The following is a 24,486-nucleotide window of genomic DNA, read 5'->3' as shown; positions in this document are numbered from 1 at the left end:
GTCTTTTGTTTATGCCCGCGTTTATTTTTTCAGGTTTCAAGCGTTTCACCCTCCTCGCTTTGTTCAGCTTCACTTCCAACGTTTATGCGCACTGCGATGGCTTTTGCATGGGCCGTACCGATACGCCGTGGGAGGTGACGCAGCTTTCCGGCTTCACTTTGGTGTCTTTGATCCTCGCACCTATTTCGTCTAGCCAGGAAACGACCGACAGTCACAAGCGTGTTTACTCTGCCGAGGAGCAAGAAGACGCGCGACTCTATCTGGCCAGCGACGGCATGCTGCAAGCCGCGTATTTCACCTCGGCCTTGCAGCGCTTTCGTCAGGAGTCGTCGGATTCGACGTTAAACGATCTCGCCGTGGCGGCGTTGATCAGCGCGCAGTGATCAGGCGGCCGCTGCGGCGGTCCAGTTGACCCAGCCAAACAGCCAGGTTGCCAGAATCAACAAACCAAAACCGATCCGGTACCACGCGAACGCGGCATAGCTGTGGTTGGCGATAAATTTCAGCAGGCCACGCACGGCGATCATGGCGAAGATGAACGCGGTGACGAAGCCGAGGGCGAAGACTGGCAGGTCGTTGGGTTGGAACAGGTCGCGGTATTTGTAGCCGGAATAAACGGCGGCACCAACCATGGTCGGCATGGCGAGGAAGAACGAGAACTCGGTGGCGGCTTTGCGCGAAAGGCCGAAGAGCAGCCCGCCGATGATGGTCGAGCCGGAGCGCGAGGTGCCGGGAATCATTGCCAGGCATTGTACGAAACCGACCTTCAACGCGTGGGACCAGCGCATGTCGTCGACATGTTCGACGCTGACAACATGGCTGCGCTGTTCGGCCCACAACATGACGATGCCGCCAACAACCAGGGCCACCGCAACGGTGATCGGGTTGAACAGGTATTCATGAATCGCGTCGGCGAATAACACGCCGAGGATAACGGCCGGGAAAAACGCGATCAGCAGATTAAGGGTGAAACGTTGCGCGTTGCGCTCGGTGGGCAGGCCTTTGACGATTTCGAAGATCTTCGGACGAAATTCCCAGACCACAGCCAGAATGGCCCCCAGTTGAATAATGATGTTGAACGCCATGGCGCGTTCGCCGCCAAACTCGAGCAGGTCGGCGACAATAATCTGGTGGCCGGTACTCGAGATGGGCAAGAACTCGGTCAAGCCTTCTACCGCGCCCAATATCAATACCTGGAAAAGGGTCCAGAAATCCATTAATCCTCCGTCAGAGCACTCAGGGTGAGCGACCGGTTCAATAACACTCAGGGGTTGAGTATCTGAAGTAATGCATACAGCGATTCGCCGATCCGGAAGAATAGGGTTTATGCAGAGTTAGACTCAAGAGCTGTTAGTAATCGTCGGCCGACGAACTAAACGGAAAAAATTTACATCTATTACTAAAAATATTTCAGTTCAGATATGAAGTGTGATCAACTTCACACATTGTTGACATGGCCAATCAGTGGCAAAAGGACATAGACAAAGCCATCGCCATAAGCTCAAAATAGTGGCACCATTGCATATAGCCATCACTTATCCATTAGTTCACAAGCCCGAGAAAATCAACTAAAAGCCTGAAAAGCTTAGTTATTATTAGAAATCTCGGGAGACACGTCTAAAATCCGCGCAAATGTTACCAATTGTCAGTCACAGATAAGAACCGGTGCTTTAACATCCCGATGTCAGCACCTAATTCGAGTCAACGCATGATGCTCTCAGGGAACTTGGCGACGAGAAGTCCGCGCCCGACAAATGATGAATCCGGTGTTCTTGCTCTGGGTCGTACACTGGGTGTGGCTGATCATTTGAGATCGCTGATCGCAAAGCACGTGCAGCCCGATATGACCCTGGAAACAGGTGCTTTCACTAGTTCATATAAGCAGCACGGTTACATCGGTTCCTACCGCGCCATTTTCGTCATCATCGATAATCCACAAGCTATCGAAGAAAATCTGGCCCTGGTGCAGAACCTGCGCGATGACAACTTGAAGCCGCTTATTTGCGCAATTGTCACCGGCCGCGGTGCCGTCAACAAGATCAAATATTTCCTCGCCGGGGCGGATGCCTGTATCAAGCTCAACACATTGAGCGATGACAGCGAAGACTTGCTCGCGGAGTTCTTCAACAGCGAAGACTGGCAACGAGATATCAATCTCACGCTTGATCCGACGCGAATCTGCCTGATGGACAGTCGGCGCAAACTGGATATCTCTTTCGCCGAAATGAAGATTCTCGAAGCCTTTGCGCACACCGGCAATCACATTCTGAGTCATGATGAAATCGCCAGCATCATGGGCCTCAACAGCAATTTCTACGATCCTCGGGCACTGGAAAAATCAATCAGTCGCTTGCGTGGAAAAATCAAGGACATGTATGGTACAAACGCGATTCAGAGCATCCGCGGCTACGGCTATCGCCTGATGCGGGGCCTGATATCGACTGCCTGAGTCTCGGGCAGTCTTCCCTTTTGCATACGTACGAAGGATCGTCTGATGCAGCCATATCGTTTCAATTGCGCCTCATACTTATTAAAACTCAAGCACTTGAATGAGCACGGCATCACGCCACATAACAATAAAACTCCATAACATAGCAGCAGATCGAGTGGAATTTATCGATGGCCATTTTCGGCCAGAACCCTGCCTACGATTACTTCCGAGGAAGTCATTGCTCGCCTGCCGATTTATCTTTTAGCCAATTTTGGTGTGTATTTAGGAGAGAGACATGGAAACGAGTACAACCCTCCCCAGAAAATATTTTGTTGTTGTGACGCACAGCACAACGTCGCAACGTGAACTGGAAAGCATCTTGTCCAGTGAGCGTTTCAATTCGTTTGGCACGTCGCAGGCACAAATGTTTGTTGAAGGTGTTGCTTCGCCCTCTTCCGCCCCGATGGTCATGGAGTTCAGTTACCCGAGCCTAAGTCGAAAGAACGTTGCGCGCAGTATCGAACATGATACTCAACGCATACTGGCCACTCTTGAAAATGAATGGCGAGCCGCGCAAACAGACAATCCGTTTCAAAGCTTCCCGACCCGCAGTGCAGAACGCGCTCATATCTCCAATGTCAGCGACAGCACTGAACCTTGCAGCGATACTTGGCATCTCGACGATGAACAAGGCGTGTTGCTCAAGGACAATGTTGCGATCAGCCTGACTGGCCTGGAAACCGCTCTGGTCAGGAAAATGCTGAGCCATGAAGAGCGCGTGGTCAGTCGTGATGACCTGATCATCAGCATTGGTCGGGAACCCGAGCAATACCGTGGCCTGGAAATGTGCCTGAGCCGATTGCAGGACAAGTTCAAGAGTGCGAGTAATGGCGAGCGATTGTTCCGAGCCGTAAGAAATCGCGGATATTGCCTGATCCAGGAAGTCGTAGCGTAATCACCGGCGCCACTAAAACCGAGACAAACAGATATAAAGTGCGACTACAACAACAAGAAGAGCACTCTGTCTGGTTTTCCCTCCCTGATTCAATAAAAGCTTCCCTGCCTCCACCCTGCAACAGTAACAAATACCCCCTCGCCTTTTCATCCCCCGCTCTACGACCTTTTCTAACAGCCATCTATTTAATTATTAAAAAGTTGGCATTGTGCCATCTTGTTAGAACTCGTCAGACACCATTCCCGGCAATAACTTAGTCTATTGGCTGACGACAGTTCGGCTCTCGATGTTGTTACCTCAAGACACTCGCTAAAACAAAAACAATAAGTCTGCATAACAACTCGGCTTTCAACTGTTGAAACCTGAATGGACGTCTTTTGGGGATATCGTATGGATCTTTCTCTCAGTATTAATCGAAGCACGGGCCTCAAGGGACTGACCTTTTGGGGCCAATGGGCGCTGGCACAGGCTTTCGTTGTGACGCTGCTGTTCATTCTCGCTGAACAGCACACCGGCACCGTCGCGTTCTACTACCGAATGTGCGCCACCCTCGCCGTCCTGGCTTCGGTGCCGGCTTACACATTCAGCGGCGTTTATCGCAAACGCGACAACTACCTGACCGGCCTCGGCCGCTTGTTCATGGGCTGGTCGATGACCATGGCCGCGCTGGCGTGCATCGCGTTTGTCTGCCAGGCCGATGAGCTGTTTTCCCGTCAGGTGATTCTCAGCTGGGCGGTGTACGGCTTCCTCGGTCAGGCGTTCCTCTACGCGCCGCTGCATGCGTTTTCCAAGTTCTACCAGCGTTCGCGTAAAAGCGAACACCGGACGCTGATTGTCGGCACCGGCGAACTGGCGTTGGGCCTGGCGAAAAAACTCAGCCAACTGGAAAACCTGCCGCTGATCGGGCTGGTCAGCAACGGAGACAAGCCCGCTCTCGGCTCCGATGCACCGCGTATCGTTGGTGCTCAGGACGAGTTGCTTGAGCTGATCGAGGCCCACGACATCCGTCGTTTGTACATCACCCTGCCCCTGTGCGAAGCCGCGAAAATCGAAGCGATGTATGTCGATTTGCTCGGCGCCAACGTCGATGTGGTGTGGGTGCCGGACTTGAACAGCCTGACCCTGCTCAACCACTCGGTGAAAGTCGTGGACGGCCTGCCGGCGATTTACCTGAACGAAAGCCCGCTGACCAGCCGCCCGACCGCTGCCCTGAGCAAGAGTCTGGTGGAGAAAACCGTGGCATTCCTGGCGATCATCGCGCTCAGTCCGCTGCTGTTGATCATCGCTCTGGCGGTGAAAATCAACTCGCCCGGCCCGGTGTTTTTCAAGCAGGACCGCCATGGCTGGAACGGCAAGGTGATCAAGGTCTGGAAATTCCGCTCGATGCGTGTCCACGATGACCGTGAAGTGAAACAGGCCAGCCGTAATGACTCGCGCATCACCGCAGTAGGCCGTTTTATTCGCCGCACTTCCCTGGATGAGTTGCCGCAGTTGTTCAACGTGTTGCAGGGGCACATGGCGCTGGTGGGGCCACGGCCGCATGCGGTGGCGCACAACAATTACTACTCGGGCAAGATCCTCGCTTACATGGCGCGTCACCGAATCAAACCGGGCATCACTGGCCTGGCACAGATCAGCGGCTGCCGGGGTGAGACCGACACCATCGACAAGATGCAAAAGCGTGTCGAGATCGACCTGCAGTACATCAACAGCTGGTCGTTGTGGCTGGATCTGAAGATCCTCGTGAAGACGCCGTTTACGTTGTTGTCGAAGGATATTTACTGAGGTTCAGCGCTGCAGATCACAAGGGGACGAAAGTCCCCTTTTTTGTGGGCGGGATTTTGGTAACCAGTATCGACTACCGGCACAAACCTTGTAGGAGTGAGCCTGCTCGCGATGGCGGTGGGTCAGTCAATGACGATGTCGGCTGACACGAAGCTATCGCGAGCAGGCTCGCTCCCACAGGGATTCGGGTGATGACCTGGATGTGTGGCGTGACGCCGATCAACTGTGGGAGCGAGCCTGCTCGCGAAAGCGGTGTGTCAGGCACTGGAGATATTGGATGTGCCGGACCATTCGCGAGCAGGCTCGCTCCCACAGACCAGCGCCTACTCGGTAATCTTCTCGAAGTTGCGATAGAACATGTCCCCTTCCCGGCTATCCGTCATCGAGTGCAGTTGATAGCTGCGGCTCAGTCTGGCGCCGCCATCTCGAGTCAGTGGCGCCCAGACCAGGTTGGCGCGGCGCATGGTCGACATGCTCATCATCTCGTCGAACGGGATCGACAGGTACAGGCCTTTGTCGAAGCTACCTTCGCCATATTCGGCGCTGCTGGCCGTGGTGATGGTTGCCCAGGCACCGACGCGTACGCCGTTGAAAAACTCGCGCGAGATGTCCACGGTCGTGCCCCAATCACCGGCCAGATAGCGACCGACACTGACCGCCGCCAGCGTGTCGAACGGCAGGTCGGTATAGCCGGTGATATGCCCGGTCACTACCGAATAATCGCGCAAGGCAAAGCCCTGATCGAAATCACGCTGGCGCACCCAGTTCAGATCCGCACCCAGCGACCAGCGCTCGCCGGTCGGGCGGAACAACACTTCCGCGCCGACGCCGGCAAACATCGATTCCAGATAGCCGCCGTACACCATGCCGTACAGGTCTTTATCCAACTGCTCGGCATGGCTGAGCTGAAACAACGGCATGGTCGTGTTTGAGGTGGTCAGGTACTGGCGCAAATCCGTGCGCACGCGGGGCAATCCGCTCGGCGCGTCGTAGACGAATTTGTCGAAGTTGTTGACCAGGTTGGCGCTGAGCAAACCGCTCCACCAAGTGTTGCGGTTGAAGCGATATTCCGCGTCCGCATCGGCACTGAATTGATAGAGCAAACCATCCGGGCCGCCGACGTTCTGCTTGAAGCCCAGACCCACGCCATAGCTGAAATGCTGCGGCGCTTCGGTGTAGAGGGTTTTCTCGTTGTGCGGCATCGCCGGGTTGATTTCGGTAGTGCGGTGCAGCGACTCCAACGGTTCTTCATTGTTGATCACTTCGCGGAAGGTCTGGCGCGGCAGGCTGGTTTCTTCCAGCGGCAAGTCGTAGCGCTTGTTGACCACGGTGAACCAGTCGATGTCGTTGTTGACGCTGTTGTCGAGAATCCGGCTCGCGCGGCCAACGGCTTTGGACGAATGGAAATAGCGCTGCTGCTCGCCGTAGACGATCAGTTCGGAATCGCGCTGACTGATGCGCTCGACCTTGTACCCGGCGTTCTGCTGCAAACGCCGCGACACATCGGCCCAGTTGACCTGTTCCATCGAGGTCGTCGGCGCCTTCGCCGGCAGCGGTTCGGGAGTCGGATCGTAAGTCTTGGCCGGCGCTTTGCGGCTGACGAAATTGGTGTGAAACGTCACGCCGAACATCGCCGTATTGCCCCGCTCCCACGCAGCGCTCAGATCGATCGAATCGGTCACCTTGAACACCGCGCCAAGGTTGATCGGCGAGTCCTGTTTGATCTCGTTGTCCTTCGGCTCGTTCTTGTAGTCGTTGCCTTCGAATTCCAGCTTCAGGCTCAGCCGATCCCACGGCGTCTGGTAGCTCACGCCACCGAACAGTGAAGGCTTGCCACGAAAGTACGCGCCGGAGTTGACGTCGCCGGTGCCTTCCAGCGCCGGGCGCGTGTCGAAGCGATTGCTGACGTAGCCCAGCGGGTTGTCGAAGTCGCCGCGATTACCGATGTAGCCCCAGGCGATGCCAGCACTGAAATCGAAATTGTCGAAGCGCTTGTTGGCGACGAAGAATTCGCTGGAGAACAAACCGGTACCACCGATATCTCGAAAGCCCAGCGCCACTTCCGGCGCCCAGTGGCTTTCCTGCCACAGGCGTACCTTGGCGTCGACCGCCTTGTCCTTGTAGCTTTGGCTGCCGCTGAGGGCCTCCGAGCCGTAGGGCCGGTTGGTGATCGCGGTGTAGCGAAACGAACCTTCTAGCCAGTCCAGCGGCTGCAACGACACGCTGTAGCGGCTGTACGGGTCGGTGCGGTTGGCGTTGACGCTCAGCTCGCCGGCCGGGGCCATGCGCGCCGTCGGCGTCTGCAACAGACCGGTGCCTCCGAAGTCATTCTGGGTGATGCGCGGCTCGGCGTGGGCCAGACCGCAGGGCAATAACAACACAGCTGCAAAACGTAACTTCAACGAACCACCTCGGCCAGCTGCGTGGCAATGAATTCGGCCAACTGCTGATTCAATTCAGGAAGAGGCGGATCTAGATCATCATTTTTTATCGGCACCAGAATCCTGCTGCCGGCTACCGGAAACTGCCCGGACTCGCGATTCCAGTGCGCGATGCCGACGCGCCGCGACACGCCGTTGGGCTGGATCAGCCACAGGTAATCGGCCTCGGCATCGTCGAGAATCGAGCAGCCTTCGAGATACTCGCGGGCCTCCTGCAATGGCTGGTACGGCAAGTGACATGGCTCGGTGACCGCGCCCAACACTTGCACTTCATCAACCCGTTTCGGATAGATCAGCCGATCGCCGTCATCCAGGCGAATGTTGCGGGCGAAGCCGACTTCCACCGCCACCGGATCGAGGTCAGCGATCTGCCGTCCGGTCACTGGCATTTGCCGGACTTCTTCAGCAACGCGCTGTGCCAGTGCCGCGCGGCTTGGCCGATCAAACAGGGTCGCCATGCGCTGCAGCACCTCGAGATCGAACAGCACACCAACCTTGAGCCGTGTCTGTTCCTCGACCAGCGACTGGCGCAACAATCCGCCCGCCAGCCAATAGCCTTCGGCATTGGGCACTGCTTCGCTGATCACATCGAACAGGCGTCCACCCGGCGGCAATGCGATCGGACCGGGATTGGCGACGTCGCCGGACACAGTGACGGCGGCCTGACTCGCCCCTGCGATCAGCAAAAGACCCGCAGCCAAAATGCTTGAGCGCTTCACGGCAGATGCCTGCGATCAGGCGTCAGCTGAACCAGCTTGACGCGCAATTGCGAGGTCAGTTGTTGCTCGCTTTGCAGAATGAAACCGTCGCGCGGGTCGACCCAGTAACGGTTGGTCGCGCTGAGGCCGATGGCTGGCGCGTCAATCTGTTCATCGACGCGCAGCACCGAGTAAGCCTTGTCGAGAATCTCCAGGGTCTCGGTGGAACGGCGGGAAAAGCGGCTGTTGACGATCACGCCGACTTCCTGGCCCTTGTACAGATCAATCCAGCGCCGTGTGGTGAAACCGTCGGCGACGTGATGCAGACCGTGCTTGAACGGCGAGTCATCGGCCAGCCGCGTGCCATCCAGGTCGCCTTGCAGACCGAGGCCGATACTGCGCACGGCGAGGCCATCGCGCAGCAGCAACACCTGCTTGCCGGAGGCGACCCAGAATTGCAGGTCTTCGCGCTCGCGCACCAGCGCCAGCACGCCTGAGCCGGATGGCGTGGTCAGTTTCAGTTGCGGGTAGTTGACCCCAGCGACTTCGGCCGCTGTCACATCAACCTCGTCGGGGCCGACGACGGCGGCCTTGAGGTTGTTCAGCGATGCGCTCATCAGCGGGTTACAGCCGCACAGCAACGAGGCCGCCATCAGGCAGACGCCCACTTTCAATAGGTTCACAGTCGGGCGGCCTTATTTGCTGTTGTTGCTGTATTCGCTCCAGTTCTTCGCTGCCGAAGCCCCGGTGCCGACAATCGACGCCGACGGCACCAACTGGCTGATGAAACGGTTCCAGCGAGTGACGTTGGCCGGGCCGACGTAGACCACATCCTGTGGCCGCACCTGGAAGTGCGAAGCCAGCGCCATGGCGGTCGGTGATTCGGCTTCGAGCTGATAGATCTTCGCCGGCTCGACGTCGAGGTTTTCCACACCGCGAATGACATAGACCGCGTTGCCGTTGGAGCTGGTCTGACTCAGGCCACCGACCGAACCGAGCACGTCGGAAAGATTCATGGTCGCGGTCTTGAAGCTCAGCGCGCGCGGCTGGTTGACCTCGCCCATGACGTAGATGCGCTTGTTGTCGTTGTACGGCAGATACAGCTGATCGCCGCCCTTGAGGTAGACGTTCTGCAGTTCGGAATCCTGCTGATTGAGCGAGTCGAGATTGAGCGGATACACCCGCCCGTTGCGCGTCAGCAGCAGGCCCGACAAGTCGGCGTTATTGGTGTCGATGCCAGCGGAACCGAGGGCCTCGACCACGCTCAGCGGATTGGTCGAAATCGCTTGCGGGCCGGCCTTCGTGACGGCGCCGGTGACCACGACTTTCTGACTGGCAAAGCGCAATACTGCAACGTCGACCTGCGGCTCGGCGATGAATGCCGACAGGCGTTGTTCGATGTCCGCGCGCAGTTGCTGGATGGTCCGGCCGGCGGCCTGGACTTCCTTGATGAACGGGTAATACAGCGTGCCATCGGAGCGCACCAGTCGGCCGTTGGCATCAATCTGTTGTTGCGCGCCGGAGGGGGCAGTCAGCTCCGGGTGATCCCAGACGGTGATGTACAGCACGTCATTGTTGCCGATGCGATATTCCGCCGGCGTCACCAGCAGCTCCGCCGGCAGCGACTCACGCTTCTGCGTGGCGCGGTTCATGGCGATCAGCTTCGGGGTGATCGGAATCAGCTCGACCCGACTGCTTTCGCTGGCACCCTGGCGGGTGATATCGCTGGTGCTCAGGTACTGGCCGGGGGAAAACATGCAACCTTGCAAAGCGAGACTTGCCAACATTAAAAAATAAACACTACGAGTCATAATGGCACTACGCTATTCAAGGGCGAATCCAAAAAACAAAGTCACCCGACTTGCGTCGGGCGACTCTGTACTGCACTAACAAATGTTCCTGTTAGTTATGCGTGCCGGTTGTACCGGTGGTACCCGTCGTACCGGTGGTACCGCCGTTGGCACTGCCACCGCTGTTGGACGCCGCTACAGCACTGGCAACCATTGCAGTACTGGCCGCGGGCGCTTGCGAAGCCGCCACACTGCCACCTACATTGGTTACCGCTGTCAACGGCGCTTCAGCGGCGGCAGCCCAGTTGCTCAACATCGTCAACAGGGCAACTGCCATCACTTTTTTCATAACAACTCCTTTCTAACATTCGAACTGTTAAAAAACAGATCTGTGTCAGAGCTGGTAGCTTTCAAGTCCGCAAAGAGCGCGAACAAGATCCGTTGTTCTTTCACAGTCCTGTGCAACTGCTAAAGTCGAACGGCAGGTTTATATCTACGGACTTGCAAAAGGCATTGCCAGTGTAATTTCCCGACGTTATCTAACAACCTGACTGAAACTAACATCGGACTAAATGGCCATCATCGCGAATAACCATTGGGATGATTCGATTGCCAGCGCCAAGTGTCGGCAACCATGTCCTGCAAGTTGCGCGTGGCTTTCCAGCCGAGCTCTTTCGCCGCTTTCGAAGCATCGGCAAAACTCTCGGCAATATCACCGGCGCGACGCGGCATCATCCGGTACGGCACCGGCCGCCCGCAGGCCTGTTCGAAGGCATGCAGCACTTGCAGCACGCTGTAGCCATCGCCGGTGCCGAGGTTCCAGGTGTGAATGCCGGTGCGCTCGCTGATCGACTGCAACGCTTTCAAATGCCCATCCGCCAGATCGACGACATGAATGTAATCGCGCACGCCGGTGCCATCGGCGGTCGGGTAATCGTTACCGAAGATCGACAGCTCGCGCAGGCTGCCGACTGCGACCTGGCTGATATACGGCACCAGATTGTTCGGGATGCCGTTGGGGTCTTCGCCCATGTGCCCGCTGGCGTGGGCGCCGATCGGGTTGAAATAGCGCAGCAGGGCGATGCTCCAGCGCGGCTCGGCGAGGCTCAGGTCGCGCAGCACGTTCTCGACGATCAGCTTGGACTGGCCGTAGGGATTGGTCGGATTGCCCGTCGGAAAATCCTCGCGAATCGGCATCTCTTCGGGCTCGCCGTACACCGTTGCCGAGGAACTGAACACCAGCCGGAACACCCCCGCCGCTGCCATCGCCTGACACAGGGTGATGCTGCCGCCGACGTTGGTTTCGTAGTATTCGAGCGGTTTACGCACACTTTCGCCCACGGCTTTGAGCCCGGCGAAATGCAGCACGGCGTCGATCTGATGTTCGCGGAAAATACGATCCAGCAACGCGCGATCGCAGACATCGCCGCGAATCATCCATGCACTTTTGCCGCAAATGGCCTCAACGGCGTGGAGTGCTGCATCGCTGCTGTTACAAAGATTATCCAGAACGACAACTTCATAACCTGCTTCAAGCAATGCAAGTGTGGTATGCGAGCCGATATAGCCGGCACCACCCGTTACCAGAATCTTCATAGCGCGGTCCGTCATTGAATAAATACCCGGTAGCGTGTCAAGCCATGCCTGGTGGATATGCGGAGCAATTCACACAAACAAGGCGACAACAACCTCAAACAAATTTAGTTCAACCACTGGCAATAATTATTTTTGCCGGTCAAACTGTTTGACAGGTACTTATTAGCACTCACTGGACACTTATCACTATCGACAGATACCGACTAAAAATAACTAATAACCAAGTAGTCGACATCTCATAACATTAGCGCTTTTTAACAGCGCAACTAATTGCCAGCAACAACCTGACTCGGGTATTAAAGTAAGCCTTCAATAATCATTGAAACTTGCCGCCACTTTCTGGTGCGCAACCGTCGCCTGTGTTCCATGACTGTCCAGGATACTTTTATGATTCGTAAATGTTTGTTCCCCGCTGCCGGCTACGGCACGCGTTTCTTGCCGGCGACCAAAGCCATGCCGAAAGAGATGCTGCCGATCGTCAACAAGCCGTTGATCGAATACGCCGTTGAAGAAGCACGGGACGCCGGCCTGCAACACATGGCCATCGTCACCGGCCGGGGCAAGCGCGCGCTGGAAGACCACTTCGACATCAGCTACGAACTCGAGCACCAGATTCGTGGCACCGAGAAAGAGAAATTCCTCGCCGGCACCCGCGAGCTGATCGACACCTGCACCTTCTCCTACACCCGTCAGGTGGAAATGAAAGGCCTGGGCCACGCCATTCTAAGCGGTCGCCCATTGATCGGCGACGAGCCGTTTGCCGTGGTGCTGGCCGACGACCTGTGCCTGAACCTCGAAGGCGACGGCGTGCTGTCGCAGATGATCCAGCTGTACAAGAAGTTTCGCTGCTCGATCGTCGCCATTCAGGAAGTCCCGGCCGACCAGACTCACAAGTACGGCGTGATTGCCGGTGAGCTGATTTCCGAGGGCATCTACCGGGTCAACAACATGGTGGAAAAACCGGCGCCGCAGGACGCGCCGTCGAACCTGGCGATCATCGGGCGCTACATCCTCACCCCGGACATCTTCGACCTGATTGCCGACACTGAACCGGGCAAGGGCGGCGAAATCCAGATCACCGACGCACTGATGAAACAGGCGCAGAACGGCTGCGTGCTGGCCTACAAATTCAAAGGCCTGCGCTTCGATTGCGGCGATGCCGAGGGTTACTTGCAGGCGACCAATTTCTGCTACGACAACGTGTACCTCAAGGGCCGCTGAGACGGCTTTTCTCTCCCCACAGGCAGGCAACCATGAACATTGCACAACATTCGACAGAGATTGAACGTGAGGTGGGCAACCTCGGGGTGATGAGCTGGTTGTCGCGCCATCAACCGCTGCCCAGCGCCAACGAAACCTGGCTGGGCACGATTCTGCTGGTGGAGCGGATCGGCGTGTTTCCTGCGTCCGGCGATATTCGCCGGCCGCTGCGTGATCCCTATCCGCTACTCGCGCATCTGAAGGCGTTGTATGGCGAACAGGCGCTGGAAATGGATGACCGCGATGGCCTGAAAGTGATCTTCAGCGACTGGCGCTTTCGCGTGCGCATCTGCTGCAACGACCCGGCGATCATCATTAATGTTGAAACCCGTTGTGATGCGCGGTTGATGCCGCGCAAGCTTGACGAACTGCTGGGGCTCATCGACGCCTTCAAGCACGACGCCTGATCACCCGGGCGTCATGCCGATCCATTGTGGGAGCGAGCCTGCTCGCGAAAGCGGCGGCACAGTCAGCATTGATCGTTCCCACGCTCCGCGTGGGAACGATCATGGTGGCGAGTCGTCGCAACCGGTACTCGTACCAGTTATCCAGCCATAAAAATAATCGGCAATCACCTTCCCGCCTGTGGCCGGCAACGGATGAATCTTGTCCGGGCCGATCATCGCGCTGGCGTAGCGTTTGACGTCGGGGCCGAACGCGCATTGCAGGTTGGCAAAACCGAGCTGCTGCTCACGCGCCCACGGTTCGAGCACCTGCGCGTAGGCCGACATCGGATAAGCGCTGGAGCGCGTAGTGTCCTGACGCATGATCAGGTTGATGCTCGCCGCTGGCTGGATCTCGCGCAGCATGCTCACCAGGCCCTGAACGTTCTGCAGGTACTGCGCAGGTTTGACGCCGAAGCCCTGATCGTTGCCGCCGAGCATGATCAGGTACACGTCGGCCGGAATCTTCGACACCACAGCTTTCCATTGCGTCTGCCACTGCGGATCGGCGTGATAGAAATCCGCCGATGCCGCGCCGGAGGCCGCCAGTTTCGACACCCGCACGCCCTGCTGAGCGTTGCCCAGGCACAGGCCGAACAGCGTCGGCGCGCCCTTCACCACTTCCAGTCTGAATGACCAGTCTGCGGCTGATGGAACGCCCGCTAGCGCGACTTCCTGAACGCCTGAGCCTGCGAGTTTCAACGGTTGCCAGGCCTGCGCGGGCGACCAGCGATAGCGCAACTCATCGGATTCGCCGTTGCCCAGATACAACAGTTTCGCCTGAGTGACCGTGGTATCGATGCGCGGCGAAGGGCTGGCATCGACTTGCACCCAGGCACCCGGCTTGCCGCTGATCGTGCGACTGTCCGGGCTGGCCTGGCCCAGGTCGGAAACCTTCCAGCCGCCGCCGAAGTATTTGTCGCTGCTGCGGGTGTATTTGAAATGCGTGCCGCCCAGCGCCGCGCCGTGGTTGAAACCGACGTAACCGGGGCCGGCAAAACCCACCTCAGCGGCCACTCGCTGCACCAGTTTGTTCAGGTAGAAATCCTGCCCGGCGGTGTAGCTGTCGCCGATCACCGAAACCGCCAGCACCTTGCCGGTCTTGCCGTCGCGCCACTGCGCAAAGCGCTGGCGGGCATCGTCTACCGTGATGGCCGAGGTGGCGACTGTTTGAGGGGCGTCTACTGGCATCATTGAATATTTCCTTTGGCCGGGATGAACCCTTCGCGAGCAGGCTCGCTCCCACAAGGATGGTGTGACTTGCACGAATCCACTGTAGGAGCAGCCTCGTTTCACTCGTCAGCTCCTACAGGGAGGATTGCGTCTGTACCACCGGGGTGATGGGCGCCAACGGTTTCCGCTTCGCCGCCCGCTCTCCAAGGAACAACACCGAGGTGAAATTGAACCGACTGAACACCATCGCCAACAGCACCGGCCCGAGCAATCCACAACTCAGACCACCGAGCACCAGCAAGCTCTCATCCTTCACGCCGAGGCGCCCGAGGACAAACCGCGAGGTCGCCGCGAACAAAACATGAAAAAGGAAAATCGCATAGGAATATCCACCGAGCCAGGTCAGCGCTTTCGAACGCATGTCACTCGACAGCAACGCAATGCAAGACACGCAACCCACCGTCAAACCAATCAGGCTGCGGCGATCGACAATCAGCTCACGATCAATCGCCGCGACGTACAGCAACGTCAGCGAGATCAGCACAAACAACAGCGGCCCGATCACTTTGAAACGCTGCTTCAAAACATCGACATTTTCCTGACCGATCATCCCTGCAACAAAAAACGGCAGCAGGTAAATTGCACCGTTGATACCGAACGCATCCAGCGGCAACGGCGGCAGCAGGAACAACACCGCAGCAAACGCAAACAAGCCATACAGCCGCGTTGCTGAACGCAGCAGGCCACGCCATTCCAGCAAGCCGACGAAGATGAAAATGCTGAACACCGCCTGCAGGAACCAGAAGTGGTTGATCGGTACCCAGAACGACAACAACGCGTCGATCACGCCGACGTCCTTGTTCACCCCCGGACCCACCGCTTGCAGCACCGAGAACGGCACGCCGACGCAGAACAGCGGCACGATCAGCCGCCGCACTTTGCCGGCAAAGAACGCGGGAAAGTCATTGCCGCGAATCTTGTAGATCGAATAGATGTAGCCGGAGATAAAGGTGAACAGCGGCATGCGCACGTACACCATCGAGTCGGCGATGACCCGGAACGGCGAGCCGATGTCGATCTTCAAGCCGCCGCCCAGCGGGCCGATGACGTGATAGAGCACCAGCAGCAGGCACGCCAGGCCGCGCAGGGTTTCGATCTCCAGGGATTTTTTCTTGCTCGACATAGAGCACCTGCCTTAAGTGAGAATTCTTGATTCGACCTGCACCGGTTTGTTCGCGCGCAGCATCAAGCCCAGGCCAACGAACAACACCGGCACGACCATGGAGAAGTGGCGGGCAAAGGAGCCGAAGTCCGGCTCGAACAAGCCTTGCACCAACAGAAACGCCAGCGGAATCGCGATCAGTTCCTTGGGTTTGGTCTGGATCGGCGCGCCCTTGTAGTCGGTCGAAGTGATGACCTTGAACAGCAGCAGCGCGGTCATGATCATCAGCGCAACGAAGATCACCTGCCCCGGCCCGGACAGCAGAATCAGCTCAACCGGGAACGACAGGCGGAAGAAAATGATCATCGAATCCAGTGCCTGGGAGACGAAGTCACTGCCGCTGAGCCAGGAGACGATCAGCGATTTCGAGCCCTCCTCGCCCGCCGTGCGCAGCTCGTTGTTGCTCGCGCGGATCGATGACACCGGAAAGCCCAGCGCCAGCTGAATGGCCATGGCCACCGCCAGATAAAACAGAAACAGCATCAGAAAGAAGGTGAAGCGCGAGACGTACTTTTTCATCACGCAGACGCCGACCCACGACAGCGAAAACAGAATCCAGTACGGCCGGATCAGCACACCGTAAATCACCGCCGAGAGGAAAAAACCGCCGCGATATTTGCGCGTCAATGCGCTGAGCAGAATGCTCAACACCGCTACCGACACGATGATTTCCTTGGTCAGGTTCTCAAGGAAAAACGAGCGCACGATGCCCCACAGGCACAGGGTGCCGAAGATGGTCAGCGGCATGCGCCGGAACACCACCACCGGAATTGCGGTGAGGAAGAAATTGCAGAACATGCCGTAGGCCCAGGCATTGGTCAGGTTGATCCCGGTGGGCCGCAGCAGGAACGCCGAACACTCGTAGGACGAGCGATCCGGCGAGAACGGGTTCCAGAAATTGCAGTTGTCGGCACGCGCATACGACGACCACAACGTCATCGCATCCGGACCCGGATCACGCGGCACCAGCAACGGCATCGCCACTGACAGAAACAGCCCGGTGAACAGAATCAGAAAGGAAATCGACGAATCGAATTTGCGCCCACGAAACTCGATGCGCGGCAGCTTCAGGCCCATGACAGCGCAGCCTTTTTCGCGCCGGTGACACGGGTCAACACTGCAATCACACCGAGTTGCACGACGATGGCGAAAACATTGCCCCACGCCGCGCCATAGATCGAGTAATGCTTGATCAGCACATAGCTGACCGGCACTGAAATCAGCAGACAGAGCGCCGCGCTGGCCAGCGACACCCGGCTGTTTTTCGAAGCAATCAAACCGCCCCAGACGATGTCGCCAATCGCCCGCAAAGCGAAGGAAAAAATCAGCACCGCGAGGAGCGCGTTATCCGGGCGCGGCACGCTGCTGGCGACGTAATCGAGCAGCACATTGAAAAACACATAGATCGCCACGGCCACAACGGCGGAGACCACTAGCGAGCGCATCACCCATTTGTTGACGAACAGTTGCCTGACCGTGAACGCCTGCTGATCGGCCTGAAACCGTTTGGCCAGCACCGGAATGCCGACCACCGCCACCACCGCATAAGACAATGCCTGCAAGGTATTGGCCGCCGACCACGCGTACACATATTTACCGAGGCTGGCGTAGGGCTCCAGGTCGATGATCAGAAAGCGCTCGGCGTACTGACTCAGGGCGATCAGACCGGTGCCGAGATAGAACGGCAACCCGGCCTTCCACACCGTCGCGGTGTCCAGCGGCGCTGCTTCGCGGCCCTTGTGCACGTCAACCACGATCAGGTAACCCGCAATGATCACCAGCACGTTGGCGGCGACCCACAGCCACAACACACTGGCGATGCCCGCGACCCAGCCGAGCACCATGCCGCCCACCGCCAACACCGCCCACAGGCCGGTCTTGATGAAGAACAGCAGAGCACCGGCGGTGGCTTTCTGCGCGGAAAACACGAAGGAATTGATTTCGAACGACAGGTGCTCAGTGAGCAACACCAGCGTCACGCACAGGATCAACGTGGCGGTTGCTTCCACCGACTGGAACAGCGAATAGATCAGTACCGTCAGCACCGACAACAACAGCCCCACCGCCAGATACAGCAGCAGAACCTTCTCGACCACCCGCCGCGAACTGCCGCCGACGCTGATCAAACGGTTGATTTCGGAACTGAAGCCGACGCTGTAGAACTTCGAAGCGATCAGCGAAGCCGCGACCACCACGCCATAAAAACCCAGCGCCTCGTAACCGAGGTAATGGGTGATGGCCAACACCAGCAAGAACTTCGCGCCCAAGGCTCCGCCGCGAAGCAACAGCCGAAATATCATCGAACGACACCCTTGATGATTTCGTCCATGGCCACGGTTTTCGCCTCGATCTCGCGGCAAGTGTCGGTCAGGCGCTTGCCGAAATCCGCCAAGGCATTGGGCGCGTAAACGGTGTTGATGATGGTGTCGACGTCGATATCGCCGCCGTTGATCACCCAGTCCTCGACACCCATGTCCTGGTAGGCGCCAAAACCTTTGCGCTCGTAGCTGATGTGATACGCCGGCACGCCGGAGAGCAGCGATTCGATGGCGCCGTGCAGACGCACCGAGATCACCAGGTCCGGTTGGTATTTGGCGATGGTTGCCTTCAGCGACAGCAGGTCTTCGTTGATGCCCAGCTCGCGGTAGAACGCGCCGTCATCGTTGCCGCGCACCGCGCTTTGCACGGCGCAGACCACTTTGCTTTTGTTCTTCAGGCGCTGCAGCAGCAGTTTCAGATTGGCCACATAAGCGACCTTCTTCTCTTTGCTCCACTCCGGTGGCTTGCGCAGCACCACGCAGACGGTCGCCGGCGAGGCGGCGCAGCGAGTGAATTTCGGTTGCTGAAGAATCTTGCTCGCCAGCGACTGCACCGCCAGATCCGGCGCGCGGTAGACGTTTTCGCAAGCATCGAAGATGGCCGAGGAACGGTTGTCACGCACGAACACCGCATCGGCGCTGGCGTAGTGTTCGACGATCTTGCTGCTCTCGCCGTGGAACGGGCCGATGCTCTGCGGCAGGTACACCGACGGCACTTTGCTGAGAATCGCGGTTTCCAGTTGCTTGGCATGGCCGAGCTTCAGCTTGATGTGCTCGAAGGCGCTTTTCGAACGCATGTAACCGCCGCCGACACCGACGATCAGATCGGTTTTCTTCAGCAGATCGGCGAGCCCGGCGTAGGACTGATTGAGAAACACCGCTTGCTTGACCCGCCCCAGACCCTTGGCCGCCATCACCGGCGCATCGAAACGCGGGTGCGGCAGATAGTTGAACGACTCAGGGTCGGACGCCACGACACTGATCGCGGTGTCGTCACCGAAGTTACGCTGCACCAGAGCAATGGCCAGATCGACGAGCAGACCGTCACCGGAGTTGGACGCACTGTAGCCATGCAAAATCGTTACGTTCATAAGCTTGAGTTCTACTTAATAAGTGGGAGCGTGATACAGGTCGTAGGTCTGGCGGATCATCAACGCGGCGCTGAAACGTTCGCGGACAATGCTCCGGCCTTCGTTGCCGAGGTCGAGCAGTCGCGGCTTCTGGATGATCGTCAAAACGTCGGCCAGCGCCTGGTGATCGCCGGACGGGAAGACGTAGCCGGACACTTCGTTGGTGACCAGTTCCGGCAGCGAGGTGCAGTTACTGGCAATCACCGGCAGCCCCATGGCCATGCCTTCCAGCGGCACCATGGCAAAGCCTTCCCAGCGACTCGGCACAATCAGCGCATCGGCTTTCTGATACAGCGCCTGCACTTCACTCGGCGTCACCCACGGCAGGTACTCGACCGAATCCATCGGCGGGCACTCGACAGAGTCTTCGTTGACCGCACTGCCAACCACCGTCAGTTTGAGGTCGTTGCGATTGACCTTGGCGTAGGCCTTGAGCAGCACATCGAAGCCTTTCTGGTAATCCAGACGCCCGACGAACAGCAGATGAATCGGCTCGGCGCCAACGCTCTTCGGTGCGTCGTCCTTGGGGTGAATGCCGTTGTAGATCAGCTTCATGCGCTTGCGCTCGATGCCGAAACGCGCGGCTTTATCCAGCTCGTACTGGCTGACGCAGATGATCACGTCGGTGACTTTCTGCAGCACGCGCTCGATCCACGCGTAGACCTTCTGCTTGGTCGGCGAGCTTTCCATCAGGAACGAAAACGCATGCGGGCAGTAGACGATTTTCGGCTTGCGCCATGGTCGCAACAGCACGCACACCACACGGCCGATCACCCCGGAAAAGGTGCTGTGCAAATGCACCACGTCGGGTTTTTCCTTGAGCAGCACCTGGCTCAGACGCCAGGCGAAACGCAGCAGCGACGGCACGTTACGGCCACTGCGTGGAAAGGTGCGCACCTGCTGCGGGGCGATGCCGTGCAGCTCCTTGGCCTGATCCTCGGGTACCAGATAGACCAGTTGATAATTCGCTGCGTCGTCTTCTGGGGATGCCGAGATCGTGCGGATCACCGTCGCCACGCCACCTTTGATCGTCTCTGCCACGTGCAGTATTTTTTTCACAACTCACCCACTTCAAACAGGAAAGAACAATCGGCAACCATCAGGATTTGTCGGACGCGTATTCGTAGTTGTAATAGCCAGTGCCGCCGTAATAGCTGGCCGCACGCTTCTCGACGCCGTTGAACACCGCGCCTTTCAACTCGATGCCGTTCTGGGCGAAGCGGCGAATGGTCAGTTCAATCTCCTTGGCCGGGTTCACCCCGAAGCGGGTGACGATCAGGCTGATGCCAGCCTCGCGACCGACGATGGCGGCATCGGTCACTGCCAGCAGTGGCGGCGTGTCGATGATCACCAGGTCGTAGCGCTCGCTCAGTTGCGCCAGCAGTTCGCGGAAGTTGGCGTGCATCAGCAGCTCGGAAGGATTGGGCGGCACCTGTCCCCGGCTGATGAAGTGCAGGTTGTCGACTTCGACTTTGTTGATCGCCTGTTCGAGGGTGCAGCGCTTGACCAGCAGGTCGGACAGCCCGTTACTGATCGGCGTGTTGAGGGTTTTGTGCAGGTGCCCTTTGCGCATGTCGGCATCGATCAGCACCACGCGCTGGCCGCTGAGGGCCATGACCGCCGCAAGGTTGGACGAGACGAAGGTCTTGCCGACCTGCGGGCTCGGCCCGGAAATCATGATGCGGTTGTTGGTCGAATCGAGCCCGGCAAAGTGCAGGCAGGTGCGCAGGCTACGGATCGATTCGATCGACAGATCAGTCGGGTTGCGCAGCGCCAGCAGGTACGCCGGTTTGTCGACGCCATCGCGGGCGCGGCCCTTTTTGTTGTCCTCTTCTTCCTGCAAGGCGCTGTAGGGAATCGACGCATAAACCGGCAGGCCCAACTGCTCGATGCCTTCCGGGCCTTCAAGGCCACGGCTGAGGGATTTGCGCAGCAGCACCAGCGCCACGCCGACAAACGCGCCGAGCAATGTCGCGATCAGCACGATCAGTGGTTTCTTCGGTTTGATCGGATTGGTCAGGTCGACATCGGCGGTGTCGATCAGGCGCACGTTGCCGACGGCCCCGGCGCGGACGATGTCGAGTTCTTGGGATTTGTTCAGCAACTGCGTGTAGATCTGCGAAGCCACCTCGACGTCACGGGTCAGGTTGAGCAATTCCTGCTGGGTGGCCGGCAAGTCCTGGACCTTGCCTTCGAGGGATTTCTGCTGCTGGGTCAATTCGCCGATCTGCGTCATCAAGGCGCGATAGGCCGGGTGCTGTTTGGTGAACTTGCGATCGAGTTCGGCCTGCTGCATTTTCAGCTCGGAAATGCGCGTTTCCAGCGCCACCGACTGGCCCAGCACCGACTGGGTTTCCAGCGAGATGTTTACGGTCTTGCCGTGGGTCTGGTAGGCATTCAAGGCGTCGCTGGCCCTGGCCAGATCACGCTTGACCTGGGGCAACTGGCTTTGCAGGAAGGCCAGGCTCTGCGCGGCTTCCGCCGAAGTGCGCCGTACGTTTTGCTCGACGTAGAGCGAGGCGATCTTGTTGAGGATCTTCACCGCCTCGGCCGCGTCGGAGCTGGCCAGCGCCAGACGAATGATCCCCGACTCCTTGCCTTGTTCGGAGATATCCAGCGCGTCCTGATAGCCCTGAATGGTCACAATCCGAGGATTGCGCACCACCTGAAAGCGCGTGCCGGGGTTGGCCGAAAAGTGCGCGATCTGCCCTTCCACGCCATCGTTGGCAAACGCTTCGCCGGCCACGCCTTCGGCGAGCAGATTGTCGTTTTCATCGAACAGCTGAAAACGCTGCTGCTCGCCGGCGATCAGGGTGAGTTTCTTGCCGAGCAGGTCTTTCGGCAATTGCAGCCGAGTGAATTCCAGACGTTCGCCGCCCCAGGCATAACTGTTCAAACCGAAACGCGGCGGCGCGACGCTGGTCTCGCTGTCACCGCGATAGCGCCGCGAAAGGAAGCCGCCGATCAACGGGAACGTGTTGGGCGTGACGTCGATATCCAGGCGCAGGTCGTCAACGGTTTTGCCGATCACCGCGCGGGATTTGATGATGCCGATTTCGGTCACCGACGGCGATTGCCCGCCGAGCATGCTGTTGAGGTCGGAGAAACCGAGCATGTCGTTCTTTTTCGGTTCGACCTGCACCAGCGCGTTCGCCAGGTACACCGGCGTCGCCAGAACCGCATAGGCGACGCCGGTGACCATGAAGGCACCGGTCAGCGCGCCGATCAGCCACTTCTGGTCGATCAGGCTGCCGAAGATGCCGAGCAGATCAATACTGTCTTGATCATTGTCGCGGGTGCCGATTACGGACGGTAACTGCATAAGTCTGTTCTTACCATTTACTGTTCTGAAGAAGATTCATCAATGCCCGAGACGCTTTGCCCATGAACTAACAGCATCTTCGATCAATGCGTGGGCATGAATAAACGCGGCTTTGCCTTGACGATACGGATCATGTATTTCGCGCTCGCTCTGCCACTTGCCGAGCAGAAACACTTTGCCTCGGGCGTGCGAGGCAATCTTCAGCACTTGATTGACGTGGGTCTTTTCCATGACCAGGATCAGGTCCGAGTCATTGACGATGTCCGAGGTCAGTTGCCGCGCCTTGAAGGCCTCGGCGCAATGCCCGTGCTCTTCGAGAACCTGCCGCGCCGAGGCCTCCACGCCCTCGCCCACGCGGGCGGACAGGCCGGCTGAGGACACGGTGATGGCGGACTGGCCCAGCGCGTTGCGCAGCAGCAGTTCAGCCGTCGGACTTCGGCATATATTGCCCACGCAGACAACGAGGATCTTTTTGAACAAGTCTTGCTTTCCTGTGTAATATCAAACAGCCAACATGCCGTGAAAGTTAATGAACCCTCTCGACTTTCCTGCACTCAGAAATAGCTTCGCCCTGTTAGTACAGGAACATTAAGTACCACAGCGTTTTAAGCCGCCCCAACCACAATTAGCGGACTAAAAATAACTGTGATTTTCAGTTGCTGTTTTCCTGACAAAAAATAACATTCGCGCACTTAGTGCCATCACCGTTATCGGAAATTGAGTAACGGGATAAATATTCGTAGTTGTCATTCTCTTCAGGAGAGCAGACATGAAAACAGCACAGCGCAATAAACTCGCCGCCCTCGCCCTGATGGCGCTCGGTGCCGCCAGCCAGGTTCACGCCAGTGAGCTGTTTCCCAACCTTCCAGCGAAAACCATCGGCGTGCAGGTGAAAATCCAGAGCTTCACCGCCGCCGATGCCGCGCAAATCAAGGCCGCCGGCTTCAGCTTTGTGCGCTTCGGTGTGTGGAGTGACAGCCTCACCGCCAAGACGTATCAGAAACAGGTCAGCGACGCCTTCGCCGCCGCCGCTTCCGCCGGCCTGCCGGTGCTGCTGACGGTGCGCGCGATCAAGGCACTGCCGGCCACTTCGCCGGAGGAGCTGAACGCCGCCGGCGGTAAGTTCGCCAACACCGTGACCGGGCTGGAAAAATCCTGGAGCTCGCAATTGGTGGCGATCGAAATCTGGAACGAGCCGGACCTGGAAACCTATTGGCCGACGCGCAATTTCGATACAACGTTCGTGCCGTTCATGGCCGGCATGTGCAAGGCCTTCGAAGCTCAGCCACAGACGACACCACGGGTCGGTTTCGGCTTCGCCCGGCCGCCAAGCGCGGGCTCGGCGTCGACGGTGGCGCTGAAAAGTATCGTCAGCGAGTACCCCAAATGCTTGAACGCCGTGTCCTACCACCCTTACGGCATGACCGCCACGCAGATCAGCAACGCGCAGACCTTCATCCAGCAGAACTTCAATCTGCCGGGGGTCATCAGTGAATGGGGGGTTTCGGCCCTCGCCTCCAACGGTGGTCCTGAGGGGCAAGCGACCAAGATCAACGCGTTTATTACCGACGTTAAACGCCTCAATATTCCCCTGACCTCTATCTATGAATGGCGGAACAGTGATTCAGGCAGCAACGATCGCGAGAAGAACTTCGGCTTTCTGACCTCTGACGGCCAGCCAAAACCGGCGCGGTTGTCCGTGGAAGGTGTGTTGAACGCTGAGTAGGCGTTGGGCGACCGGCCTGTTCACAGGTCGGTTGCTTTGAACCTGTGGGCTGTTTTGGCATCGTATTCAGCGACACCGCGCCCCGCCTTTCAAACAATCGTTTTCAGGTTGTTGCCGCAGGGGCCATCGATCCACGAATGCACCCTTGAGTGCCCGTCAGCGCTCGGGTAATGTCTTCAGACCCATAGGATAGAGC

The 24,486-nt window shown here is 58.0% G+C and carries 22 protein-coding genes; 7 read left to right on the top strand and 15 right to left on the bottom strand.

Annotated elements, in window-relative coordinates:
• Nucleotides 1-11 precede the first annotated feature (11 nt).
• Nucleotides 12-383 (top strand): DUF2388 domain-containing protein, encoded by a 372-nt coding sequence (locus tag CKW30_RS26425; RefSeq protein WP_076563637.1) that lies wholly within the window; start codon nucleotides 12-14, stop codon nucleotides 381-383.
• Here CKW30_RS26425 and CKW30_RS26420 read toward each other — a convergent pair whose 3' ends face one another.
• Nucleotides 384-1,217: an undecaprenyl-diphosphate phosphatase gene (locus CKW30_RS26420; RefSeq protein WP_016775449.1), complete on the bottom strand. Its 834-nt coding sequence runs from the start codon at nucleotides 1,215-1,217 to the stop codon at nucleotides 384-386.
• Between the two features lie 491 nt (nucleotides 1,218-1,708).
• Between CKW30_RS26420 and CKW30_RS26415 the strand changes: the two genes are divergently transcribed.
• The 3 genes from CKW30_RS26415 to CKW30_RS26405 all read left to right on the top strand — a co-directional run bounded on the left by CKW30_RS26415 (nucleotide 1,709) and on the right by CKW30_RS26405 (nucleotide 5,171).
• Nucleotides 1,709-2,449 carry a winged helix-turn-helix domain-containing protein gene (locus CKW30_RS26415; protein WP_095182403.1) on the top strand — a complete coding sequence of 247 codons (741 nt, stop codon included), beginning with the start codon at nucleotides 1,709-1,711 and terminating at the stop codon, nucleotides 2,447-2,449.
• Between the two features lie 277 nt (nucleotides 2,450-2,726).
• Nucleotides 2,727-3,386: a helix-turn-helix domain-containing protein gene (locus tag CKW30_RS26410; protein ID WP_016775451.1), complete on the top strand. Its 660-nt coding sequence runs from the start codon at nucleotides 2,727-2,729 to the stop codon at nucleotides 3,384-3,386.
• Between the two features lie 390 nt (nucleotides 3,387-3,776).
• Nucleotides 3,777-5,171 carry an undecaprenyl-phosphate glucose phosphotransferase gene (locus tag CKW30_RS26405; protein WP_095182401.1) on the top strand — a complete coding sequence of 465 codons (1,395 nt, stop codon included), beginning with the start codon at nucleotides 3,777-3,779 and terminating at the stop codon, nucleotides 5,169-5,171.
• Nucleotides 5,172-5,494: 323 nt separating this feature from the next.
• Here CKW30_RS26405 and CKW30_RS26400 read toward each other — a convergent pair whose 3' ends face one another.
• The 6 genes from CKW30_RS26400 to galE all read right to left on the bottom strand — a co-directional run bounded on the left by CKW30_RS26400 (nucleotide 5,495) and on the right by galE (nucleotide 11,696).
• Entirely contained in the window at nucleotides 5,495-7,573 is a 2,079-nt protein-coding gene (locus tag CKW30_RS26400) for a YjbH domain-containing protein (RefSeq protein WP_095182399.1), read from the bottom strand.
• Nucleotides 7,570-8,331: a capsule biosynthesis GfcC family protein gene (locus CKW30_RS26395; RefSeq protein ID WP_095182396.1), complete on the bottom strand. Its 762-nt coding sequence runs from the start codon at nucleotides 8,329-8,331 to the stop codon at nucleotides 7,570-7,572. The genes CKW30_RS26400 and CKW30_RS26395 overlap by 4 nt, the downstream gene beginning before the upstream one ends.
• Nucleotides 8,328-8,993: a YjbF family lipoprotein gene (locus CKW30_RS26390; RefSeq protein ID WP_024013610.1), complete on the bottom strand. Its 666-nt coding sequence runs from the start codon at nucleotides 8,991-8,993 to the stop codon at nucleotides 8,328-8,330. The genes CKW30_RS26395 and CKW30_RS26390 overlap by 4 nt, the downstream gene beginning before the upstream one ends.
• A gap of 12 nt (nucleotides 8,994-9,005) precedes the next feature.
• Nucleotides 9,006-10,067: a polysaccharide biosynthesis/export family protein gene (locus tag CKW30_RS26385; RefSeq protein ID WP_042609067.1), complete on the bottom strand. Its 1,062-nt coding sequence runs from the start codon at nucleotides 10,065-10,067 to the stop codon at nucleotides 9,006-9,008.
• A 145-nt stretch (nucleotides 10,068-10,212) separates the two neighbouring features.
• Entirely contained in the window at nucleotides 10,213-10,449 is a 237-nt protein-coding gene (locus CKW30_RS26380; RefSeq protein WP_016775457.1) for a hypothetical protein, read from the bottom strand.
• A 230-nt stretch (nucleotides 10,450-10,679) separates the two neighbouring features.
• Nucleotides 10,680-11,696 carry a UDP-glucose 4-epimerase GalE gene (galE, locus tag CKW30_RS26375; RefSeq protein ID WP_076563642.1) on the bottom strand — a complete coding sequence of 339 codons (1,017 nt, stop codon included), beginning with the start codon at nucleotides 11,694-11,696 and terminating at the stop codon, nucleotides 10,680-10,682.
• A gap of 387 nt (nucleotides 11,697-12,083) precedes the next feature.
• Here galE and galU point away from each other — a divergent pair, with 387 nt between their 5' ends.
• Both galU and CKW30_RS26365 read left to right on the top strand, forming a co-directional pair.
• Nucleotides 12,084-12,917 carry a UTP--glucose-1-phosphate uridylyltransferase GalU gene (gene galU, locus CKW30_RS26370; RefSeq protein WP_024013613.1) on the top strand — a complete coding sequence of 278 codons (834 nt, stop codon included), beginning with the start codon at nucleotides 12,084-12,086 and terminating at the stop codon, nucleotides 12,915-12,917.
• 32 nt (nucleotides 12,918-12,949) lie between these two features.
• Nucleotides 12,950-13,363, top strand: a complete 414-nt coding sequence (locus CKW30_RS26365) for a mannose-1-phosphate guanylyltransferase (protein WP_016770593.1) — start codon at nucleotides 12,950-12,952, stop codon at nucleotides 13,361-13,363.
• Nucleotides 13,364-13,462: 99 nt separating this feature from the next.
• On the opposite strand, the gene CKW30_RS26360 is transcribed toward CKW30_RS26365, so the two are convergent.
• The 8 genes from CKW30_RS26360 to CKW30_RS26325 all read right to left on the bottom strand — a co-directional run bounded on the left by CKW30_RS26360 (nucleotide 13,463) and on the right by CKW30_RS26325 (nucleotide 23,044).
• Nucleotides 13,463-14,593: a GDSL-type esterase/lipase family protein gene (locus CKW30_RS26360; RefSeq protein WP_095182394.1), complete on the bottom strand. Its 1,131-nt coding sequence runs from the start codon at nucleotides 14,591-14,593 to the stop codon at nucleotides 13,463-13,465.
• 112 nt (nucleotides 14,594-14,705) lie between these two features.
• Nucleotides 14,706-15,755 (bottom strand): acyltransferase family protein, encoded by a 1,050-nt coding sequence (locus CKW30_RS26355; protein WP_095182392.1) that lies wholly within the window; start codon nucleotides 15,753-15,755, stop codon nucleotides 14,706-14,708.
• Between the two features lie 12 nt (nucleotides 15,756-15,767).
• A complete protein-coding gene (locus CKW30_RS26350; RefSeq protein ID WP_016775461.1) occupies nucleotides 15,768-16,871 on the bottom strand; it encodes a hypothetical protein in 1,104 nt (367 codons plus the stop codon).
• The gene (locus tag CKW30_RS26345; protein ID WP_095182390.1) at nucleotides 16,862-18,094 is read right to left on the bottom strand and encodes an oligosaccharide flippase family protein; all 1,233 of its coding nucleotides are present in this window, start codon (nucleotides 18,092-18,094) and stop codon (nucleotides 16,862-16,864) included. The genes CKW30_RS26350 and CKW30_RS26345 overlap by 10 nt, the downstream gene beginning before the upstream one ends.
• The gene (locus CKW30_RS26340; protein WP_041477306.1) at nucleotides 18,091-19,203 is read right to left on the bottom strand and encodes a polysaccharide pyruvyl transferase family protein; all 1,113 of its coding nucleotides are present in this window, start codon (nucleotides 19,201-19,203) and stop codon (nucleotides 18,091-18,093) included. The genes CKW30_RS26345 and CKW30_RS26340 overlap by 4 nt, the downstream gene beginning before the upstream one ends.
• A 15-nt stretch (nucleotides 19,204-19,218) precedes the next feature.
• Nucleotides 19,219-20,301 (bottom strand): glycosyltransferase, encoded by a 1,083-nt coding sequence (locus CKW30_RS26335; protein WP_095182388.1) that lies wholly within the window; start codon nucleotides 20,299-20,301, stop codon nucleotides 19,219-19,221.
• A gap of 40 nt (nucleotides 20,302-20,341) precedes the next feature.
• A complete protein-coding gene (locus tag CKW30_RS26330; RefSeq protein WP_095182386.1) occupies nucleotides 20,342-22,564 on the bottom strand; it encodes a polysaccharide biosynthesis tyrosine autokinase in 2,223 nt (740 codons plus the stop codon).
• A 39-nt stretch (nucleotides 22,565-22,603) separates the two neighbouring features.
• Nucleotides 22,604-23,044 (bottom strand): low molecular weight protein-tyrosine-phosphatase, encoded by a 441-nt coding sequence (locus CKW30_RS26325; RefSeq protein WP_041477312.1) that lies wholly within the window; start codon nucleotides 23,042-23,044, stop codon nucleotides 22,604-22,606.
• A gap of 289 nt (nucleotides 23,045-23,333) precedes the next feature.
• On the opposite strand from CKW30_RS26325, the gene CKW30_RS26320 reads away from it, so the two are divergent.
• Nucleotides 23,334-24,290: a glycosyl hydrolase family 5 gene (locus CKW30_RS26320; protein ID WP_095182384.1), complete on the top strand. Its 957-nt coding sequence runs from the start codon at nucleotides 23,334-23,336 to the stop codon at nucleotides 24,288-24,290.
• Nucleotides 24,291-24,486: the final 196 nt, after the last annotated feature.

This window comes from Pseudomonas sp. Irchel 3F6 (genome assembly GCF_900187595.1).
GTDB classification, from domain to species: Bacteria; Pseudomonadota; Gammaproteobacteria; order Pseudomonadales; family Pseudomonadaceae; genus Aquipseudomonas; species Aquipseudomonas siliginis.
Note: the sequence above shows the minus strand (reverse complement) of the source record. Positions and strands in the feature narration are given on the sequence as shown.

Bases quoted from the DNA above. Each gene is read 5' to 3' on its own strand.
- CKW30_RS26425 (WP_076563637.1), top strand. From the start codon at position 12: ATGCCCGCGTTTATTTTTTCAGGTTTCAAGCGTTTCACCCTCCTCGCT.
- CKW30_RS26420 (WP_016775449.1), bottom strand. From the start codon at position 1,217: ATGGATTTCTGGACCCTTTTCCAGGTATTGATATTGGGCGCGGTAGAA.
- CKW30_RS26415 (WP_095182403.1), top strand. From the start codon at position 1,709: ATGATGCTCTCAGGGAACTTGGCGACGAGAAGTCCGCGCCCGACAAAT.
- CKW30_RS26410 (WP_016775451.1), top strand. From the start codon at position 2,727: ATGGAAACGAGTACAACCCTCCCCAGAAAATATTTTGTTGTTGTGACG.
- CKW30_RS26405 (WP_095182401.1), top strand. From the start codon at position 3,777: ATGGATCTTTCTCTCAGTATTAATCGAAGCACGGGCCTCAAGGGACTG.
- CKW30_RS26385 (WP_042609067.1), bottom strand. From the start codon at position 10,067: ATGTTTTCCCCCGGCCAGTACCTGAGCACCAGCGATATCACCCGCCAG.
- CKW30_RS26380 (WP_016775457.1), bottom strand. From the start codon at position 10,449: ATGAAAAAAGTGATGGCAGTTGCCCTGTTGACGATGTTGAGCAACTGG.
- galE (WP_076563642.1), bottom strand. From the start codon at position 11,696: ATGAAGATTCTGGTAACGGGTGGTGCCGGCTATATCGGCTCGCATACC.
- galU (WP_024013613.1), top strand. From the start codon at position 12,084: ATGATTCGTAAATGTTTGTTCCCCGCTGCCGGCTACGGCACGCGTTTC.
- CKW30_RS26365 (WP_016770593.1), top strand. From the start codon at position 12,950: ATGAACATTGCACAACATTCGACAGAGATTGAACGTGAGGTGGGCAAC.
- CKW30_RS26360 (WP_095182394.1), bottom strand. From the start codon at position 14,593: ATGATGCCAGTAGACGCCCCTCAAACAGTCGCCACCTCGGCCATCACG.
- CKW30_RS26355 (WP_095182392.1), bottom strand. From the start codon at position 15,755: ATGTCGAGCAAGAAAAAATCCCTGGAGATCGAAACCCTGCGCGGCCTG.
- CKW30_RS26350 (WP_016775461.1), bottom strand. From the start codon at position 16,871: ATGGGCCTGAAGCTGCCGCGCATCGAGTTTCGTGGGCGCAAATTCGAT.
- CKW30_RS26345 (WP_095182390.1), bottom strand. From the start codon at position 18,094: ATGATATTTCGGCTGTTGCTTCGCGGCGGAGCCTTGGGCGCGAAGTTC.
- CKW30_RS26340 (WP_041477306.1), bottom strand. From the start codon at position 19,203: ATGAACGTAACGATTTTGCATGGCTACAGTGCGTCCAACTCCGGTGAC.
- CKW30_RS26330 (WP_095182386.1), bottom strand. From the start codon at position 22,564: ATGCAGTTACCGTCCGTAATCGGCACCCGCGACAATGATCAAGACAGT.
- CKW30_RS26320 (WP_095182384.1), top strand. From the start codon at position 23,334: ATGAAAACAGCACAGCGCAATAAACTCGCCGCCCTCGCCCTGATGGCG.